This window comes from Brevundimonas sp. P7753 (genome assembly GCF_013386595.1).
Taxonomy (GTDB): Bacteria; Pseudomonadota; Alphaproteobacteria; order Caulobacterales; family Caulobacteraceae; genus Brevundimonas; species Brevundimonas bullata.
The window spans coordinates 17,764-36,242 of the sequence record NZ_JACARP010000001.1 but is presented as its reverse complement, the minus strand read 5'-3'; the positions used below and the strand labels follow the sequence as shown (position 1 = coordinate 36,242).

Annotated in this window: 18 protein-coding genes; 11 read left to right on the top strand and 7 right to left on the bottom strand. The window is 68.2% G+C overall.

Annotated elements, in window-relative coordinates; all coding sequences use genetic code 11:
• Nucleotide 1 precedes the first annotated feature (1 nt).
• Nucleotides 2-637: a glycerol-3-phosphate 1-O-acyltransferase PlsY gene (plsY, locus tag HX774_RS00190; protein WP_178823183.1), complete on the top strand. Its 636-nt coding sequence runs from the start codon at nt 2-4 to the stop codon at nt 635-637.
• Nucleotides 634-1,719 carry a DNA-processing protein DprA gene (dprA, locus tag HX774_RS00185; protein WP_178823181.1) on the top strand — a complete coding sequence of 362 codons (1,086 nt, stop codon included), beginning with the start codon at nt 634-636 and terminating at the stop codon, nt 1,717-1,719. The genes plsY and dprA overlap by 4 nt, the downstream gene beginning before the upstream one ends.
• Here dprA and HX774_RS00180 read toward each other — a convergent pair.
• Complete coding sequence (locus tag HX774_RS00180) at nt 1,716-1,910, bottom strand: hypothetical protein (RefSeq protein ID WP_178823179.1); 195 nt, start codon at nt 1,908-1,910, stop codon at nt 1,716-1,718. The two genes, dprA and HX774_RS00180, sit on opposite strands and share 4 nt — an antisense overlap.
• A 153-nt stretch (nt 1,911-2,063) precedes the next feature.
• Between HX774_RS00180 and topA the strand changes: the two genes are divergently transcribed.
• Nucleotides 2,064-4,724, top strand: coding sequence for a type I DNA topoisomerase (gene topA / locus HX774_RS00175; protein WP_178823177.1), 2,661 nt, complete (start codon nt 2,064-2,066; stop codon nt 4,722-4,724).
• Between the two features lie 43 nt (nt 4,725-4,767).
• Here the strand turns inward: topA and HX774_RS00170 are convergent, their stop codons facing one another.
• Entirely contained in the window at nt 4,768-5,124 is a 357-nt protein-coding gene (locus tag HX774_RS00170) for a hypothetical protein (RefSeq protein WP_178823175.1), read from the bottom strand.
• A 216-nt stretch (nt 5,125-5,340) separates the two neighbouring features.
• Between HX774_RS00170 and HX774_RS00165 the strand changes: the two genes are divergently transcribed.
• The 4 genes from HX774_RS00165 to HX774_RS00150 all read left to right on the top strand — a co-directional run bounded on the left by HX774_RS00165 (nt 5,341) and on the right by HX774_RS00150 (nt 10,056).
• The gene (locus HX774_RS00165; protein WP_178823173.1) at nt 5,341-6,924 is read left to right on the top strand and encodes a DEAD/DEAH box helicase; all 1,584 of its coding nucleotides are present in this window, start codon (nt 5,341-5,343) and stop codon (nt 6,922-6,924) included.
• Nucleotides 6,925-7,014: 90 nt separating this feature from the next.
• Nucleotides 7,015-8,073, top strand: coding sequence for a GGDEF domain-containing protein (locus HX774_RS00160; RefSeq protein ID WP_178823171.1), 1,059 nt, complete (start codon nt 7,015-7,017; stop codon nt 8,071-8,073).
• A gap of 58 nt (nt 8,074-8,131) precedes the next feature.
• Nucleotides 8,132-8,908: a 1-acyl-sn-glycerol-3-phosphate acyltransferase gene (locus HX774_RS00155; protein ID WP_178823169.1), complete on the top strand. Its 777-nt coding sequence runs from the start codon at nt 8,132-8,134 to the stop codon at nt 8,906-8,908.
• Nucleotides 8,909-8,988: 80 nt separating this feature from the next.
• On the top strand, nt 8,989-10,056 hold the full coding sequence (locus tag HX774_RS00150; RefSeq protein WP_178823167.1) for a PA0069 family radical SAM protein: 1,068 nt from the start codon (nt 8,989-8,991) through the stop codon (nt 10,054-10,056).
• A 56-nt stretch (nt 10,057-10,112) separates the two neighbouring features.
• Here HX774_RS00150 and HX774_RS00145 read toward each other — a convergent pair whose 3' ends face one another.
• From HX774_RS00145 to HX774_RS00135, 3 genes are read right to left on the bottom strand one after another with little or no spacing between them, the layout of a single operon-like run.
• Nucleotides 10,113-10,700 carry a GNAT family N-acetyltransferase gene (locus HX774_RS00145; protein WP_178823165.1) on the bottom strand — a complete coding sequence of 196 codons (588 nt, stop codon included), beginning with the start codon at nt 10,698-10,700 and terminating at the stop codon, nt 10,113-10,115.
• Entirely contained in the window at nt 10,697-11,803 is a 1,107-nt protein-coding gene (gene aroB, locus HX774_RS00140) for a 3-dehydroquinate synthase (RefSeq protein ID WP_178823163.1), read from the bottom strand. Before aroB ends, HX774_RS00145 begins: the two co-directional genes overlap by 4 nt.
• A complete protein-coding gene (locus HX774_RS00135) occupies nt 11,800-12,381 on the bottom strand; it encodes a shikimate kinase (protein ID WP_178823161.1) in 582 nt (193 codons plus the stop codon). Before HX774_RS00135 ends, aroB begins: the two co-directional genes overlap by 4 nt.
• 60 nt (nt 12,382-12,441) lie before the next feature.
• Between HX774_RS00135 and HX774_RS00130 the strand changes: the two genes are divergently transcribed.
• The 4 genes from HX774_RS00130 (at nt 12,442) to HX774_RS00115 (ending at nt 15,524) form a co-directional block, all read left to right on the top strand.
• Nucleotides 12,442-13,344: a site-specific tyrosine recombinase XerD gene (locus tag HX774_RS00130; protein WP_178823159.1), complete on the top strand. Its 903-nt coding sequence runs from the start codon at nt 12,442-12,444 to the stop codon at nt 13,342-13,344.
• An 84-nt stretch (nt 13,345-13,428) separates the two neighbouring features.
• A complete protein-coding gene (locus HX774_RS00125) occupies nt 13,429-14,379 on the top strand; it encodes an acetyl-CoA carboxylase carboxyltransferase subunit alpha (RefSeq protein ID WP_178823157.1) in 951 nt (316 codons plus the stop codon).
• Nucleotides 14,380-14,466: 87 nt separating this feature from the next.
• The gene (locus HX774_RS00120; RefSeq protein WP_178823156.1) at nt 14,467-15,042 is read left to right on the top strand and encodes a response regulator; all 576 of its coding nucleotides are present in this window, start codon (nt 14,467-14,469) and stop codon (nt 15,040-15,042) included.
• A complete protein-coding gene (locus HX774_RS00115; protein WP_178823154.1) occupies nt 15,039-15,524 on the top strand; it encodes a chemotaxis protein CheE in 486 nt (161 codons plus the stop codon). Before HX774_RS00120 ends, HX774_RS00115 begins: the two co-directional genes overlap by 4 nt.
• A gap of 1 nt (nt 15,525) precedes the next feature.
• On the opposite strand, the gene HX774_RS00110 is transcribed toward HX774_RS00115, so the two are convergent.
• Both HX774_RS00110 and HX774_RS00105 read right to left on the bottom strand, forming a co-directional pair.
• Complete coding sequence (locus HX774_RS00110; protein ID WP_178823152.1) at nt 15,526-17,412, bottom strand: ABC transporter ATP-binding protein/permease; 1,887 nt, start codon at nt 17,410-17,412, stop codon at nt 15,526-15,528.
• A 49-nt stretch (nt 17,413-17,461) separates the two neighbouring features.
• Nucleotides 17,462-18,478 carry a beta-eliminating lyase-related protein gene (locus HX774_RS00105; protein ID WP_178823150.1) on the bottom strand — a complete coding sequence of 339 codons (1,017 nt, stop codon included), beginning with the start codon at nt 18,476-18,478 and terminating at the stop codon, nt 17,462-17,464.
• Between the last annotated feature and the right edge of the window lies 1 nt (nt 18,479).

The following is an 18,479-nucleotide window of genomic DNA, read 5'->3' as shown; positions in this document are numbered from 1 at the left end:
CTTGCAGGATCTGACCGCACCGGCGCTTCTCACGCTCGGGCTTGTCGCGATTGGCGGATACCTGCTCGGTTCAATCCCGTTCGGGGTCATCCTGACCCGCGCTGCGGGCGCCGGGGACGTGCGCAACATCGGCTCCGGCAATATCGGCGCGACCAATGTCCTGCGCACGGGCCGCAAGGACCTTGCCATCGCCACCCTGATCCTCGACGCGGGCAAGGGCGCGGTCGCCCTGCTGATCGCCCGCTATCTGTTTGGAGAAGTCGCGGGCGCCATCGCCGGCGGAGCCGCCTTCATGGGCCACCTCTTCCCCGTCTGGCTGGGCTTCAAGGGCGGAAAGGGGGTCGCGACCTTCTTCGGCCTGATCCTGGCCGCCTGCTGGCCCCTGGGCCTGATGGCGGCGGCGACCTGGCTGATCACAGCCTTCGCCCTGCGCTATTCCTCGCTGGCGGCCCTGGTAGCGGCGGCGGCGACGCCCTTCTATGCGCTTCTGCCCCTGGCCATGTTGGGTCTGCCCGCCCCTGCGCCCATCCTGATCCTGGCCGTCTTCACCGCCGTCCTGATCTATATCCGCCACCATGAGAACATCGCCCGGCTGCTGAAAGGCGCCGAGCCCAAGATCGGGGCCAAGAAGGCTTGACCCCGCTGTCCGACGCCGAGCGCTTCGCCCGGCTTCGGCTGGCCCGCACCGACCGCGTCGGTCCCGTGGCCTTTTCCCAACTGTTGCAGCGGTTTGGCTCTGCCGTCCGTGCGGTCGACGCCCTGCCTGATCTGGTCCGCCGCAGCGGTCGCGACGGCTACGCCCTGCCCGCTGTCGAGCGCGTCGAGGCCGAGCTGGCGGCGGGCGAGCGCGTCGGCGCGCGGCTGATCCTGCTGGGCGACGCCGACTATCCCGACCTGCTGGCGGCGGTCGATCCGCCTCCGCCCCTGCTGTGGGCGCGCGGCGACATCGCCCTGCTGTCCCGTCCCTGCATCGGCGTGGTCGGCGCCCGCATCGCCTCGGCGGGCGGCCAGCGCATCGCGCGCGGCCTGTCGCAGCAACTGGGCGAAGCCGGCCGTGTCGTGGTCTCCGGTCTGGCGCGCGGCATCGACGCGGCGGCGCACCTGGGCGCCCTGCCGACTGGCACGGTCGCGGTTCTCGGCGGCGGCGTGGACGACATCTATCCGTCCGAGAACGCCGACCTCTATCGCCAGATCGTCGACCAGGGCTGCATCGTCTCGGAAAGCCCCGTCGGCGCCCGCGCACAGGCCCGCGACTTCCCGCGCCGCAATCGCATTATCTCGGGCCTGTCGCGCGGGGTGATCGTGGTCGAGGCTGAAATCCGCTCCGGCTCCCTGATCACCGCCCGCCTGGCCAATGAACAGGGCCGCGACGTCTTCGCCGTGCCGGGTTCGCCGCTGGACCCCCGCTCCAAGGGCCCCAATGAACTGCTGCGTCAGGGCGCCATTCTGTGTGAGGGGCTGGAGGACGTCGAGCGCGCCTTCACCACCCTGCGAACCCTGCGCGAGCCGCCCGGCGATTCGCCCTTTGACGGCGCGCCCGATGATCTGGACGAGGCCTTGATCGAACAGGTCGCCGCCCTGTTGTCGCCCGTCCCGACCCCGCGCGACGAACTGGCCAGGGCCCTGCACCTGCCCATCGGCGTCGTTGCGGCGGCTCTGCTGGAGCTCAGCCTGTCAAACCGTGCGACCCTCCTGCCCGGCGGCCTGGCCTCGTCCTAGGTCGAGGACGCAGAGGTTTCCTTGCGGGCCATGTCAGCCGCGACTTCCAGCGCAGACGCCAGCGTCTCATCGCCGTCCCAGCGGGCCATGCTCGCCAGTTCTACAGCCATCGCCGCCACATATTCCCGTACCGGGTAGTCGGCGGCATAAGCGCCAGCGCCCGGCTCCTGTGATGCTTCCCTATCCGGCACGCTCAAACCCTCCTGACAATACCGGCAGCAAGCCACAATTTTTGGTTGTACCGCAAGAATCTAAACACGTTAAAAGCGCACCTCTCAATGTGCCGATTGACTTCCCCCTCGGCGCCAACCACGTTCGCGCCCCGATTTCCCGAATAGAGCGCCATGAATCTCGTCATCGTCGAGAGCCCCGCCAAGGCCAAGACCATCAATAAATACCTGGGTTCTGGCTACGAGGTGCTGGCGTCCTACGGCCACATCCGCGACCTGCCGTCCAAGGACGGCTCCGTCCTGCCCGACGACGATTTCGCCATGGTCTGGGAGGTCGACGCCAAGGCGTCCAAGCGCCTGTCCGAGATTGCGGAGGCGGCCAAGCGCGCCGACCGCGTCATCCTCGCGACCGACCCCGACCGTGAGGGAGAGGCGATCAGCTGGCACGTTCTGGAAGTCCTGAACAAGAAGAAGGCGCTGAAGGACACCGAGGTCCAACGCGTCACCTTCAACGCCATCACCAAGGCCGCCGTGCTCGAAGCCATGGCCAATCCGCGTCAGCTGGATATGGAGCTGGTCGAGGCCTATCTGGCCCGCCGCGCGCTGGACTATCTGGTGGGCTTCAACCTGTCGCCCGTCCTGTGGCGCAAGCTGCCCGGCGCCCGTTCGGCGGGCCGGGTGCAATCGGTCGCCCTGCGCATCGTCGTCGATCGCGAGATGGAGATCGAGAAGTTCAAGGCCCAGGAATACTGGTCGGTCGAGGCCGATCTGGTCGCCGACAGCCCGCCCTTCACCACCCGCCTGGTCAAGCACGCCGGAAAGCGCATCCAGCGCCTGGACATCCCGACCGAGGAAATGGCCTTCGCCGCCCGCGACGCCATCAAGGCCGGCGACTTCACCATCAAGTCGGTCGAGAAGAAGCCGGCCAAGCGCTCGCCGGCTCCGCCCTTCACCACCTCGACCCTGCAACAGGAAGCCTCCCGCAAGCTGGGCTTCACCGCCCAGCGCACCATGCAGGCGGCGCAGAAGCTGTATGAAGGCGTCGACGACACCGGCGGCCTGATCACCTACATGCGGACCGACGGCCTGTTCGTCAGCCCCGAGGGCATCGCCCAGGCGCGCGAGGTCATCGCCGACCGCTTCGGCCCCGCCTATGTCCCGGCCGAGCCTCGCTACTACAAGACCAAGGCCAAGAACGCTCAGGAAGCGCACGAAGCCATCCGTCCGACCAATCTGACGCGCCATCCTGACAGCCTGCGCATCGATTCCGACCTGCAACGCCTCTATGAGCTGATCTGGAAACGGATGATCGCCTCGCAGATGGAGAGCGCCCGTCTGGACCGCACCACGGTCGAGATCGAGACGCCCGACGGCCAGACCGGCCTGCGCGCCACGGGCCAGGTCGTCGCCTTCGACGGCTTCATCGCCGCCTACGAAGAAGGCCGCGACGAGAAGCAGAAGGGCTCCGAGGACGAAGACGACGACGGCGGCCGCCTGCCCGCGCTGAAGGAAGGCGCCAAGGCCAAGGTTGAAGCCATCCGCACCGACCAGCACTTCACCGAGCCGCCGCCGCGCTTCTCGGAAGCCACCCTGGTCAAGAAGCTGGAAGAGCTGGGCATCGGCCGTCCCTCGACCTACGCCTCGATCCTGACGACCCTGCGCGACCGTGAATACGTCCGCATGGACAAGAACCGCTTCTATCCCGAGGACAAGGGACGGCTGGTCACGGCCTTCCTCGAACAGTTCTTCAGCCGCTGGGTCGAATACGACTTCACCGCCGCGCTCGAGACACAGCTCGACGAGGTGTCCGCGGGCGAACTGGACTGGAAGGCGCTGCTGCGCAGCTTCTGGACCGACTTCCACGCCGCGACGCAAGCCGCCGGCGAGCTGCGCACCACGGCCATCCTGGATCACCTGAACGACGCCCTGGGCGCCCACATCTTCCCGGACAAGGGCGATGGTTCTGATCCGCGCGAATGCCCGCTCTGCCATCAGGGCCAGCTCAGCCTGAAGACCAGCCGCTTCGGCGCCTTCATCGGCTGCTCGCGCTATCCCGACTGCAAATACACCCGTCCGGTCGCCTCGCCTGACGGCGCCGAAGGCGGCGCGGACGGCGGCGACCGCGAACTGGGCGTCGATCCGGCGACCGGCCAGCCGGTGCAGCTCAAGATCGGCCGCTTCGGTCCCTATGTCGAAACCACGCCTCCCGGCGAGGAAAAGCCCAAGCGCTCTTCCCTGCCCAAGGGCTGGAGCCCCGCGTCCCTGACGCTGGAGCAGGCCCTGCGTCTGTTGGCCCTGCCGCGCGAAGTCGGCCCTCACCCCGAGGACGGCAAGATGATCACGGCGGGTCTGGGCCGCTACGGCCCGTTCGTCCTGCACGCCGGCACCTACGCCAATGTCTCGGACATCGACGAGGTTTTCGAGGTCGGCATCAACCGCGCGGTCGCCCTGCTGGCTGAAAAGCGCGCCGGTCGCCCCGGTCGCGGCTCGGCCACGGCCCCGCTCAAGGAACTGGGCGCCCACCCGGAAGACGAAGCCCCCGTTCAGGTCATGGCCGGTCGCTTCGGCCCCTACGTCAAATGGGGCAAGGTCAACGCCACCCTGCCCAAGGGCATGGCGCCCGAAGACCTGACGCTGGAAGACGCGCTGCCCCTGCTGGCCGCCAAGGCCGGCGCGGCGCCGAAGAAGAAGGCGGCTGCGGCCAAGAAACCTGCGGCGAAGAAGGCCCCGGCCAAGACCGCTGCTGAGAAGAAGCCTACAGCGACCAAGAAGCCCGCCGCCAAGAAGCCGGCCGCAAAGAAGGCCGCGCCCAAGAAGGCGGCTGACGTCGAGTAGATCGCTACGGCCCTCCCGGTTCGCTCAGCGAACCGGGAGACGGCTAGCGCCCGGCCACCAGTTCGTTGCGAACGCGGCGCCCCAGCGGATCACGCCCCGGCCAGGTCTGACCCACAGACGCCTCGACCAGGGTCGTGCAGAACCGTGACAGCAGCATTCTTGGCCTGATCCCGTTGAGGCAGACGCGCTCACCCTCGACAGCCCAGCGCGCCGTCAGTCGGCGTCCGTCCGAAAAGACCGCTCGATAACTGCCGTCGCGATCAAACAGATGTTTGACCCAGCTCCCATCCGGGTAGTGCGACACCACAGTATTTCCGAAGGCCGATTCCATCTCCGCCTGGGCCGGCAGCGCCGTCGCGCAGCAAGCCGCCAAGGCGAACGCAAGCGTTTTCAACCGCATACGACAACCCTTCCCTACCCCAAGGTGAGATTACAGACCTGTAAGGCTTTGCCAAGCGCCTGGTTCCCGAACGGAAATACTTGACTGAGACGTAGGGGTTTCCATATACCGCCGCAGGCTCGGGATAGGACTGGCGATGCGCGCCGCCCACTCGCCCACCAGGGGCGGTTCCGTAAGCTGAAGACGTTACGACGTTTCCTCCGTCCTCAAGGTTGCATGACAGAATTCACTAAGCTGGGCCTTTCGGCCACGACCCTGCAAGCGGTCGCCGATACAGGCTATACCGTGGCGACGCCCATTCAGGCCGCCGCCATCCCCGTGGCCCTCGCTGGCCGCGATGTTCTGGGCATCGCCCAGACCGGCACCGGCAAGACCGCCGCCTTCACCCTGCCGATGATCGACCGCCTCGGCTCGGGCCGCGCCCGCGCTCGTATGCCGCGCGCCCTGGTCCTGGCCCCGACCCGCGAACTGGCCGACCAGGTCGCCGAGAGCTTCGCCAAATACGCCAAGGGCACCAAGCTGACCTGGGTGCTGCTGATCGGCGGCGTGTCGATGGGCGACCAGGTGGCCATGCTGAACAAGGGCGTCGACGTCCTGATCGCCACGCCGGGCCGTCTGCTCGATCTGTTCGAACGCGGCAAGATCTTGCTGACCGGCGTCGAGATGATGGTCATCGACGAAGCCGACCGTATGCTCGACATGGGCTTCATCCCCGACATCGAGCGCATCTTCAAACTGACGCCGCCCAAGCGCCAGACCCTGTTCTTCTCGGCCACCATGCCGCCCGAGATCACGCGCCTGACCACGCAGTTCCTCAAGGACCCGACCCGGGTCGAGGCCTCGCGCCCGGCCATGACCGCCGACACCATCACCCAGTACGTCGTCCGCATTCCGTCCTCGGACCCCAAGGCCAAGCGCACCGCCCTGCGCGCCCTGGTCGGCCGCGAGGACGTCAAGAACGGCATCGTCTTCTGCAACCGCAAATCGGAAGTCGATATCGTCGCCAAGTCACTGAAGACGCACGGCTTCGACGCCGCGCCGATCCACGGCGACCTGGACCAGTCGCTGCGCACCAAGACCCTGGCCGACTTCCGCTCGGGCGCGTTGAAGATCCTGGTGGCCTCGGACGTCGCCGCGCGCGGTCTGGACATCCCGGACGTCAGCCACGTCTTCAACTACGACGTCTCCCACCACGCCGACGACTACGTCCACCGCATCGGCCGCACCGGCCGCGCCGGCAAGCTGGGTCAGGCCTTCATGATCGTCACCCCGTCCGACGACAAGGCGTTGGACAAGGTGCTGAAGCTGATCAAGATGGACCCGCAGGAGTTGACGCTGGAAGGCATCGATTTCACCGCCATCAAGGATCGCCCCCGCACCGACGACGCCAAGGGCCGCAGCCGCAGCCGCAGCGACCGCCCGCGTCCGGTCCCCAAGAGCGACAACGTCGCCTCGATGGAGCCGATCACGTCGCCGCTTCCCCGAGCTGAAAAGGCCGAGGAGACCCGCGAAGAGGCGCCGCGCCGTTCGCGCAGCCGTCGCTCGACCAAGCCGGAAACCGCGCCCGAAACCGTTGACCTCGCTGTCGATGCAACCCCTGAAATCGCCGTCGAGACCGAGACGGCTCCGGCCAAGGCCGCCCCCCAGCGTCGCGACCGCAACCGTGATCGGGATCGGGATCAGACGCGCGAAGCCAAGAAGCCCGAGCCCCAAAAAGAACCGCGTCTCCAGGCCGCGCCCGGCGGTTTTGGCGACGACATCCCGGCCTTCCTGCGTCGGCCCGTCGTTTTCTCCGACTAATCCGCAACCATGCTGATGGCCAGCTTAACTGGTCATTACGGTTCCCCGTTCTAGTATCTACGTAACATTACTGGGGTCGCGAGAATCAGAATGACGGCGCAGGTCGAGACCTCCCTTCGGGGACCAGAGGCTTATGCCTTGGCGCATCGCGTCATCGACGCGATGCAGCAGGCCTCGATCTGGCCGACGCCGCTGAATTTCGAGCTGTGGGTGCACTACGTCAGCGATCCGGAAGGACCGCTGGGACGCGAGCTGCACCGACTGCTGGCCGGCGACACGCCCTTTACCGATGCGACGGCGGAAATGCTGGCGGCGGAATTCCTGCCCCGCGGCCGCCTGTCCGAAGAAATCCGCGACGTCGGCGCCGTGCTGAACCGCGAACTCGCCGCCGTGGCGGAAGCCATCGACAACGCCCGCAAGACCCAGACAGCCTATGGCGAGACCCTCAGCACCGCCTCCGCCCGGATGCAGGTGGCCGAGGGACCGACCGATCTGACCGCCATCGTCAGCACCCTCTCCAGCGCCACGCGCAAGGTCCAGCGTCACACCTCGGCTCTGGAAAAGCGCCTGGAATCCTCGAATCGCGAAGTTGTCCGCCTGCGCGAGCATCTGGAGCAGGTCCGTCGCGACGCCATGACCGACGCCCTGACCAATCTGGCCAACCGCAAGACCTTCGACGAACAGCTGGCGCGTCTCTGCGACGAGGCGGAAGCGGAAGACAAGAGCCTGACCCTGGCCATCGTCGATATCGACCACTTCAAGCGCTTCAACGACACCTGGGGCCACCAGACCGGGGATCAGGTGCTTCGCTACGTCGCCAGCGTCCTGGGCCGGATCGCCCGCAATCCGCGCATAGCCGCCCGCTATGGCGGCGAAGAGTTCGCGGTCATCTTCCCCGGCGAGACGCCCGGCACGGTCGAGGCGGCGCTGAACGCCGTCCGCGAAGAAATCGGCTCGCGCTCGCTGCGCCGCCGCTCCACCAACGACGACCTGGGCGCCGTGACCATCTCGGTCGGCTTCGCCGAGCGCCGCCCCGGCGAAACCGCCCTGAGCGTACTGGAGCGCGCCGACGAGGCCCTCTACGCCTCCAAGCGCGGCGGTCGGAACTGCGTCACCAACGCCGAACTGATGGCTCAAGCCGCAGCCTGAGCACGACCGCCGCTTAAGCGCTTGCTGACCTGCCCCCGCATCATGTCATAACGGCGGAATGAGAAGCTTCGCGTTCAACGTCGCCTACTGGGCCCTGTCCATCGTCTATTGCCTGGCGGCGGCCTTCGCCGCCCTCGCGCCCGGCCGACGCGCGACCAGTTGGATCATTCGTCGCTATGTTCGCCGGATGGTGCAGGCCATGGCCCTTTTCGCCGGCATCCGGTTGCAGGTGCGCGGCAAGGAGCGCCTGCCGCAGGGCGGCTTCATCGTCGCCTCCAAGCATCAGAGCTGGGGCGACGGTTTCGCCACCTATGACCAGTTCGACGACCTGGCCTTCGTCACCGGCGACCACCTCGAAAAATTCCCGCTGCTCGGCACGGTGCTGACCAAGCTCGGCGCCATTGTCGTCAACAGCTGCGGCGGCCACACCGCCCGCGCCGCGCTCAAGGAACGCGCCGCCGACGCCCACCGCGAAGGCCGCAAGATCCTGATCTACCCCGAAGGCCATCTGGCCAAGGTGGGCGAGAAGTTCCGTTACCGTTCGGGCGTCTGGCACATGTACCGCGACTTCGACATGCCGGTCGTGCCCCTGGCCACCAACCTCGGCCTGTTCTGGCCTCAGGAATCCTCGCGCAAGACACCAGGGACCGCCACCCTGGAATTCCTCGAACCCCTTCCGACCGGCCTGCCCAAGGACGAGTTCCTGGCGCGCCTGGAAGCCGCCATCGAAGGCAAGACCGCCGAACTGATCGCCGAGGCCACGGGGCGCCCTGTCTCGCCCGCCGTTCAGGTTCCGACGCCCCACGAAGTCGTGCTCGCCGCCGCATCAGCCTGACGGCCCACTTTGTTTTGGGCCGCGATCGTTGCCGCCCATTTTGTTCTTGATTTGTTCCAATCCTGTGCCATCCTCTGGGCATGAGAACGGCGATGAAAGGACGCGGCGCACGCTCCAACGACTCGGGCCGGTATGAAGCCGACCGGCGCGAGGAATTCGACGACGGCTGGACGGATCAGGACGAAGCGGCCGCCCCGCTGCGCACCACCCTCTCGCCGGAACACGCGCGCACCATCATCGCCAAGAATACGAGTCCCGACGTCGGCTTCGATCGCTCCATCAACCCGTACAAAGGTTGCGAACATGGCTGCATCTACTGCTACGCCCGTCCGTCCCATGCCTGGATGGGCCTATCCCCGGGCCTGGATTTCGAGAGCCGGATCTTCTTCAAGCCCGAAGCCGCGCGTCTGCTGGAACAGGAACTCGCCAAGCCCCGATACGTCTGCAAACGCATCCACATAGGCGGCAACACCGATCCCTATCAGCCGGTCGAGCGCGAGACTCTGTCGACCCGCTCGATCCTGCAGGTCATGCAGCGGTTCCATCAGCCGTTCAGCATCATCACCAAGTCGGTCCTGATCACCCGCGACGCCGACATCCTGGGGCCCATGGGGCGTGATGGCCTGGCCTCGGCCATGATCTCCATCACCACTCTGGATCGCGGCCTGGCCCGCGCGATGGAACCGCGCGCCTCCACGCCCGCCAAGCGGCTGGAGGCCATCAGCCGTCTGGCCGACGCCGGCGTTCCCGTCAGCGTCGGTTTCGCCCCGGTCATCCCCGCCCTGAACGACCACGAGCTGGAATCCATCCTTGAGGCGGCTCAAAAGGCGGGCGCGACCTCGGCCATGTATGTGACCCTGCGCCTGCCGCTGGAGATCAAGGACCTGTTCCGCGAGTGGCTGGCCGACGCCCGGCCCGAGCGCGCGGCCCGCGTCATGTCCCTGATCCGCCAGACGCGCGGGGGCAAGGACTACGATCCCGACTGGGCCCAGCGCATGAAGGGGACCGGCCCCGTCGCCGAACTGATCGCCGCCCGCTTCAAGGCGGCGATCAAGCGCTACGGACTCGATGGCCCGCGCACGCCGCTGGACATGACCCGGTTCCGCGTGCCGCCCGACATGCGACCTCAACTGGACCTCTTCGACTAGGACCGGCATCCATAAAGGGATGTTCCCAGCCTGGGCGGGCTGTCAGGGGCGCGCCCCTATGCGAAGGTCGCCAGCCGCGCCTCCAGGCCCCGCCGAACCTCGGGCCAGTCCTCGTCCAGAACTGCAAACTGCGCCGTATCGCGCATTCGCCCCGTCCAGGTGATCTTGTGCTTGCGCAGCACGCCCTCAAAACGCGCGCCCAGCTTGCGGATGGCGGAGCCGCTGGCGGCGTTCAGGGCGTCGGTGATGATCTCCACCCGCACAGCGCCCGCGTCGAAGGCATGGCCCAGCAACAGCCGCTTGCACGCCGGATTGACCGGCCCGCCCCGCGCATCCGGCCGATAGAAGGTCGAACCCAACTCGCAGCGACGATGCTCGGGCCTGATCTCATACAGGCTGGTCGTGCCCACCACCGTCCCGTCGCTCAGACGCCGCACGGCGAAGGCGATGCGCGAGCCGCTCGCCATCGCCTTCAGCGCCGCCGCCCACCAGCCGTCGAAATGCTCGCCATAGGCCGCGCTGACCATGCCGTTCCAGGCCTCGGGATCGCAGTCCAGCGCCGCCCTCACCTCGCCCTCCAGCCCCGCCGTGATCGGCTCCAGCCGAACAAAGCGGTCCTGCAGCACGACAGGGCTCAGCTTCACGCCGCGCCCTCCTCGATCAGGAAGGCGCGCACCGCTTCGGCGTCCACGGCCTTGTCGGTGAAGACCTCGCCGATGGCCCGCGCCAGGATCAGCGTCAACCGCCCGCCTTCGGCCTTCTTGTCCCCGGCCATGCGCCCGATCAGGGCCTCGGCGCTGAAGGCCTGATCCACCTCCGCCAGGCGCGTGGGCAGACCCGCCGCCCTGATCCCCGCCTCGGCCTTCCGGGCGTCCGCCGCCGTACACAGCCCCAGACGGGCCGAGAACCGAAACGCCATGGCGCAGCCCAGCGCCACCGCCTCGCCGTGGGTCAGGGCGTCGCCAAAGCCCAGCTCAGCCTCCAGCGCGTGCCCGAATGTATGCCCCAGGTTCAGCAGGGCGCGTCGTCCCGCCTCCTTCTCGTCCTCGCCGACGATCTGGGACTTGATCTCGACCGAACGGATCACCGCCCGCTCCAAGGCGTCGGGGTCGCCCTCGGCGCCCGCCTTCCCTTCTCCGCCCAGCCAGTCGAAGAAGGCCGCGTCGCAGATCAGCCCATGTTTCAGCACCTCGGCCCAGCCCGACCGCACCTGCCGCACCGGCAGGGTGGCCAGGGCCTCGATGTCGGCCAGCACCAATCGCGGCTGATGGAAGGCGCCGATCAGGTTCTTGCCGCGCGGCGTGTCGATGGCCGTCTTGCCGCCGACCGAGGAATCCACCTGGGCCAGCAGGGTCGTCGGAACCTGGACAAAGTCGACGCCGCGCATGAACAGGGCCGCCGCCAGCCCGGCCAGATCACCCACGACCCCGCCGCCCAGCGCCACGACCATGCTCTTGCGGTCCAGCCCCTCGGCCAGCAGCCGGTCCAGCACGGCCTCAAGCTGCTCGAACGACTTGGACGCCTCGCCCGCCGGAACCGTCACGATCCCGGTCTTCAGCCCCGCACCTTCCAGCCCCGCGCGCACCGTCTCGCCGTGGATGGCCGCCACCGTCTCGTCGCTGACGATAAAGGCCCGCGTCGGCGCCAGGGCCGCGACCCGCGCGCCCGCCTCTTTCAGCAGCCCCCGCCCGACCACGACCTCATAGGCGGCGAAGCCTTCGCCACCGACCGGGATCGTCGTCGTCATCGCTTGCTCTCCTCGCGGGCGTGCCGCCGCAGTTCTCGATAGATCGCCTCGACCGCCTGGCCGTGCGAACCGCCGCCGACGTCCACCGTCAGGTCGGCCTCGGCATAGATGGGATAGCGGGCCTCGGCCAACTGGCTCAGGGCCTCCAGAGGATCGCGCCCGCGCAGCAGGGGCCGGGTGTCGCGCCGCTGCACCCGCTCGGTGATCACCTTCAGGTCTGCGCGCATCCAGACGCTGACCGAGTGGGTCTTCATCAGGGCGCGCGTCTCGGGGTTCAGCATGGCCCCGCCGCCGGTCGCCAGGACGATGGGCGGCCCTTCCAGCAGACGGCGCATGATTCGCGCCTCGCCCGCCCGGAACTCGGCCTCGCCCCGGCTGGCGAAGATTTCGCTGACGCTCATGCCGGCGGCGGCTTCGATCTCATGGTCGCCGTCAAAGAAGGGCAGACCCAGCCGCTGCGCCAGTCTGCGCCCCACGGTCGATTTGCCCACGCCCATCAGCCCCACCAGGGTTATGGTGCGGTCAAGCGCCAGGTTAGGCGACAAGGGCGAGGAATCGGGCGAGGCGTCGGCAGGCATGGTTCCCATATCCTCTACACGACCCAGCCGTTCGCTCCACACCTCTGTTGAGCCTGCCGCATGACGCCTCAGGTGGAGGCCTTTCTGGAGATGATGGCGGTCGAGCGCGACGCCTCGCCCCACACCCTGTCCGCCTATGGCCGCGACCTGGCCGACGCCGAGGCCTGGCTGAGCGATGCGGGCGGCCTGATGGGCGCAGACGAAGCGGCGCTGGAGGCCTGGTTCGCCGACCTGTCCCGACGCGGCCTGTCCGCCGCCACCGCCGCGCGCCACAGGTCCTCGGTGCGCCAGTTCTACCGCTTCGCCCTGGGCGAAGGTTGGCGGAGCGACGACCCATCCCGCCGCATCGACGCCCCCAAACAGGGCCGCAGCCTGCCCAAGACCCTCAGCCGCGACGAGATCGAGGCGCTTCTCACCGCCGCCGGCGCCGCCGACAGCGCGGCGGGTCTGCGCCTGGTCGCCTTGGTGGAAATGGCCTACGCCTCGGGCCTGCGCGTCTCCGAACTGCTTGGGCTCAAGGTCGAAGCCGTGCGCCGCGATCCCGCCTATCTGATCGTGCGCGGCAAGGGCGGCAAGGAGCGCCTGGCCCCGCTCAACACCGCCGCCCGCGAAGCCATCAAGGCCTGGCTGACGGCGCGCGACGCCGCGCGTCCGCCCAAGGCCCCCGACAGCGTCTGGCTGTTTCCGTCGCACGGCAAGACCGGCCATCTGACGCCCCGCCGCTTCGCCCAACTTCTGGATCAGGCGGCCATCGCGGCCAATATCGACCCCGCCCGCGTCAGCCCCCACGTCCTGCGCCACGCCTTCGCCACGCACCTGCTGGAAGGCGGCGCCGACCTGCGCGTGGTCCAGACACTTCTGGGCCACGCCGACATCTCGACCACCCAGATCTACACCCACGTCGCCACCGACCGCCTGTCCCAGGTCGTCCACTCCAAGCACCCCTTGGCGAAGGACGACTGAACCCCGCTTGCCCCGCGGCGTTCACCGCTCTAGTTTCCGCCGCTTTCCGTAGCGCCAACCGCGCTTCCTCCACACGGACGCCTTATGGCCACGCACTACCTCGAATTCGAAAAGCCCATCGCCGAGCTGGAAGCCAAGATCGCGGAGCTGTCCCTGCTCGCGCCGACCAGCGGCTCGTTCGAGAGCGAGATCGCCGCCCTGCGCAAGAAGGCCGACGCCCTGCGGGTCAAGACCTACGCCAACCTTGACGCCTGGATGCGTACCCAGGTCGCGCGTCACCCGCAACGCCCGCACTTTGTCGATTACGTCGAGGGCCTGTTCACCGACTTCGTCGAACTGCACGGCGACCGTCAGTTCGGCGACGATCAAGCCATCATCGGCGGCCTGGCCCGCTTCCGCGGCCAGCCGGTCGTGGTCATGGGCCACGAAAAGGGTCACGACACCCAGACCCGCATCACCCACAACTTCGGCATGGCCCGCCCCGAGGGCTATCGCAAGGCGGTCCGCCTGATGGACATGGCCGAGCAGTTCGGCCTGCCGGTCCTGACCTTCGTGGACACCGCCGGCGCCTATCCCGGCATCGGCGCCGAAGAACGCGGCCAGGCCGAGGCCATCGCCCGCTCGACCGAGCGCGGACTGACCCTGGGCGTGCCCTCCATCGCCACGGTGACGGGCGAAGGCGGATCGGGCGGCGCCATCGCCATCGCCGCCGCCAGCCGCGTGCTGATGCTGGAACACTCCATCTATTCGGTCATCTCGCCCGAGGGCGCGGCCGGCATCCTGTGGCGCGACGGCAAGCGCGCCAAGGACGCCGCCATGGCCATGAAGATCACCGCCCCTGACCTGATCGCCATGAAGATCGTCGATCGCGTCATCCCCGAACCCCTGGGCGGCGCCCACACGGCGCGCGAGACGGCCATTCAATCGGTCGGCGACGTGCTGGAAGACGAACTGAAATCGCTGTCGTCGCTGTCGGCGGATGAAATCCGCAAGGCCCGCGCCGAGCGCTTTTACGCCATCGGTCGTCTGGGCTGATCCACGCATTGCGCGACGGCCTCGCGCCGTCGAAGGTGACGCCATGCGATTCGCGCTTGCCTCCTCCATTCTGAAACGGCCCCCGTCATGCGCGGCATGAACGGGGTCGGCGAATCTCTGCGCGAAAGCGCGGTGTTCAACTTCGCCGGCGCGGTGACGATGGTCATCGATGATTCGCCCTTCGCGCTGGAACTGACGGCCCAGGCCGTGCTCGGCTTCGGCATCAAGGTCCGCCACGCCTGCAGCAGCGCCGCCGAGGCCATCGCCGTCCTGCGCGACCACCCCGTCGATCTGATCCTGGTCGACTGCGAGATGCCGGGCATGAGCGGCTATGAGTTCGTGCGCTGGCTGCGGCGTTCGGGGCTGGAACCCAACGCCTTCGCCCCCGTCATCATGACTGCCGCCCACGTCCGTCGCTCAAAGGTGTCCGAGGCGCGCGACTGCGGCGCCAACTTCCTGATCACCAAGCCCTTCAGCGCGAGCGTCCTGCTGGAACGCATCGTCTGGGTCGCCCGCGACGCCCGCCCCTTCCTAGAGGTCGGCGACTATTTCGGCCCCGACCGACGCTTCCGCTCGGAACCCTGGGAGGGCCTGGAGCGTCGTTCAGAAGAAATCCGCAAGGCTGAATTCGAAGCCCAACGCAGAGCGTCGATCGAGCTATGACCGTCATCACGCACAACCGCCGCCGTTCCCGCCTGTCGACCCTGATCGATCAGCCCGGCGGCGTCAGCGCCGGCGTCGCCCTGGCCCAGGCCAAGGCCAACCTGGCCGAGATGGAGGGCCGCAGCCGCGCCGTCATCGAGGAACAGGTCGCGGCCCTCGCTCTGCTCCAACCCGCCGCCTCGCTGGAAGAAACAGCACGCGTGCTGGATCAGGCTTACAACCACTCCAGCGCCGTCATCGACGCCGCCGGTCCGTTCGAGCTGAAGGACCTGTGCGCCGCCGCCGCCAACCTGTGCGACCTGATCGACGCCGCGCCCGAGGAGAAGCCCTTCGACTGGCGCATCGTCACCGTCCATGCCCAGGCCCTGCGTCTGCTGCTGACGCTTCCGGCCGACGCCGCCGAAGTCCGCACCCAGGTTCTGGCCAGCCTCAAGGACGTGCTGAAGGCCAAGGTTCCCGGCATAGCGGGCCCGTCCGACTGAATCAGTCCGACTGAACCTGGCTCTTGGCGCCCCGCGTCTGCTTGCGCCACAGGCTGGCGTACTCGCCGCTTTGACGCGCCACCAGTTCATGATGAGCCCCGCGCTCGATAATCCGCCCGGCCTTCAACACCAGGATCTGATCGGCGTCGGCCACAGTCGACAGGCGGTGGGCCACCACCAGGGTCGTACGGCCCGCGCGCGCCTTCCTCAGCGTCTTCTGAATCGCGGCTTCAGTGCGGCTGTCCAGAGCGCTGGTCGCCTCGTCCAGGATCAGGATGCAGGGATCGGCCAACAGGGCCCGGGCGATGCCCACGCGCTGACGCTCGCCGCCTGACAGCTTCAGCCCTCGCTCGCCGACCCGCGTCTCCATGCCTTCGGGCAGGTTGCGGATGAAGTCGGCCAGCTCCGCCGCCTCCGCCGCCGCCCAGATCGCCGCCTCATCCGCATCGGGGCGGGCGAAGGCGATGTTGGCGCGGATGCTGTCATTGAACAGGGCCACGTCCTGCGGCACCAGGGCCACCGCCGCCCGCAACGACGCCTGCGTCAGCGATCGCGCATCATGGCCATCGATCAGCACCCGGCCCTCCTGCGGGTCCAGCAGACGCAAGGCCAGCTTGACGATCGTGGACTTGCCCGCCCCCGACGTCCCCACCAGGGCCGTCGTCGTGCCCGCGGGGGTGACGAAGCTGACGTCGTCCAGTCCCGCCGCGCGCGCGTCGTGGCGGAAGCCGACGTGATCAAACACGATCTCGGCCCCGCAGCCGCTGGCCGGACGCGGCAGGTCGATGGCGTCGGGCGCATCGGCCACCTGCGGCGCCTGACGAGTCACCTTCAGCATCTCTTCCATGTCGATGAAAGATTGACGGATTTCCCGATAGGCGAAGCCCAGGATATTCAGCGGCGCATACAGCGAGATCATGATCAACACCGCCGCCGTCACGTCGCCCGGCCCCATCCGCCCCGCTGCGGCCTCGAACCCGGCCATGACGGCCATGATCCCCAGGCCGATGTTCATGATCAGGCCCTGGATCATGTTCAGGGCCGCCAGCGACGTATTGGCCTTCAGCGCCGCGTCCACATAGGTCGACAGCGACTGGTCATAGGCCTCGGCCGCGCGCGTCTCGGCGCCGAACGACTTGACGGTCTCATAGTTCAGCAGGGCGTCGACGCTCAGGCCCGCCGCCTCGCTGTCGGCGGCGTTCATGGCGCGGCGATGCTCCAACCGCCAGTTGGCCATGGAGAAGGTCGCGGCCCCATAAACCAGCACCACCCCCACCGCGACCGCGCCGAACCGCCAGTCGTACCGGGCCCCCAGCACCGCCGCCGCCAGCACCAGCTCGATCGCCGTCGGACCCAGGTTGAACACCAGAATCCGCAGCAGGAAGTCCACGGCCCGCGAGCCGCGATCCATCGTCCGCGACAAGGCTCCGGACCGCTTGGTCTGGTGGAAGTCCAGCGACAGGCTCAGGGCGTGCGCAAAGGTCCCTGCCGCCGTCTTACGCTGGGCTGCGGCCCGCACCGGCGCGAACACCACGTCCGACAGCTGCGGAGTCGCCGCCGACAGGAAGCGCACCACGGCCCAGCCCACGGCGAAGGCGGCAAAGCCCCAGCCGACCGCCGCCGCTGCGCCCTGCCCCGCCGCCAGATGGTTGACCGCCGCGCCGAGGATCAGGGGCGCCAGCACGCCCAGACCCTTGCCCGCCAGGGTCAGGGCGACGGCCCCGGTGATGCGCAGACGCAGTTGCGGCGCGCCCGAACGCCCGACCACGCGCAGCAGATCGCCCAAGGCCTGCAGCGTCGGCGGCGCCTCCTGCTTCACTTCGGCCTGCCCCGCGGCCATCGCCTTGACGGTCGAGTCGCCGCGTCGGCCGGATCGTTCACCGCGCATCGTCATGCTCCAGCATATGGGCCGCGACTGGCCGGAGCGAAACCGGCATTCAGTTCAGGCTCGCGATGGCTTCGAGCAGTTCGTCCACCGCGCCTTCGGTCGTCGCCCAGGAGCAGACGAACCGCACCGACCCGTCGTCGAACTGATAACAGGCCCAGCCCAGGGCGTTCAGACGCTGATGCGCCTCGTCCGGCATCCGCACAAAGACCGCGTTGGACTCGACCGGGTGCGCCAGGACGAAGGGCGAACGCTCTTCAATGCCGTCGGCCAGACGCTGGGCCATCAGGTTGGCGTGCGCCGCGCCGGTCTCCCAAGCGTTCGATTCCAGCAACCCCAGGATCGGCCCCGCCAGGAACCGCGCCTTGGACGCGGTCTGCCCGGCCTGCTTCAGTCGGTTGTCGATGCGCCGCGTCAGGCTCTTGTTGAAGATGACCAGGGCCTCGGCGCTGTTGGCGCCCGCCTTGGCCCCGCCGAACACCAGAACATCGACGCCCAGACGCGGAATGTCCTTCAGGTCGAACCCCGCCGCCGCCGCATTGGCCAGCCGCGCCCCGTCCATGTGGACGCCCAGGCCCGCCTGCTTGGCCGGCTCGATCAGGTGGCGCAGTTCCTCCTCGGAATAGACCGCGCCGTATTCCGTCGCCTGGGTGACGCTCAAGGCCGCCGCCGGCTGGCGGTGCCCCACGACCGGCTCGTCCAGCGCGGCTTGCAGAGCCATGCCGTCGATCTTGCCCGAATAGCCCGGCAGGCCGATCAGGCCGACGCCCTGGCCAAAGAAGCCCGGCGCACCCGTCTCATCGGTGCAGATGTGGGCCGCGTGATGCGTCAGCACCGCCTCATAGGGCTGGGCCAGCATGGAGACGGCGATGGCGTTGGCCGCCGTGCCGCTGAAGACGAAGCGCACCTCGGCGTCGGCGTCCAGACGCTGACGGATCTGGTCGGCGGCCCGCGCGGTCGTCTCGTCTGCGCCATAGGCCCGCGCGAAACCGCTGTTGGCGGCGACCAAGCCGTTCAGGGCGTCCGGCGCCATGCCGGCGGTGTTGTCCGATCCGAAGTCGTAGCGCACG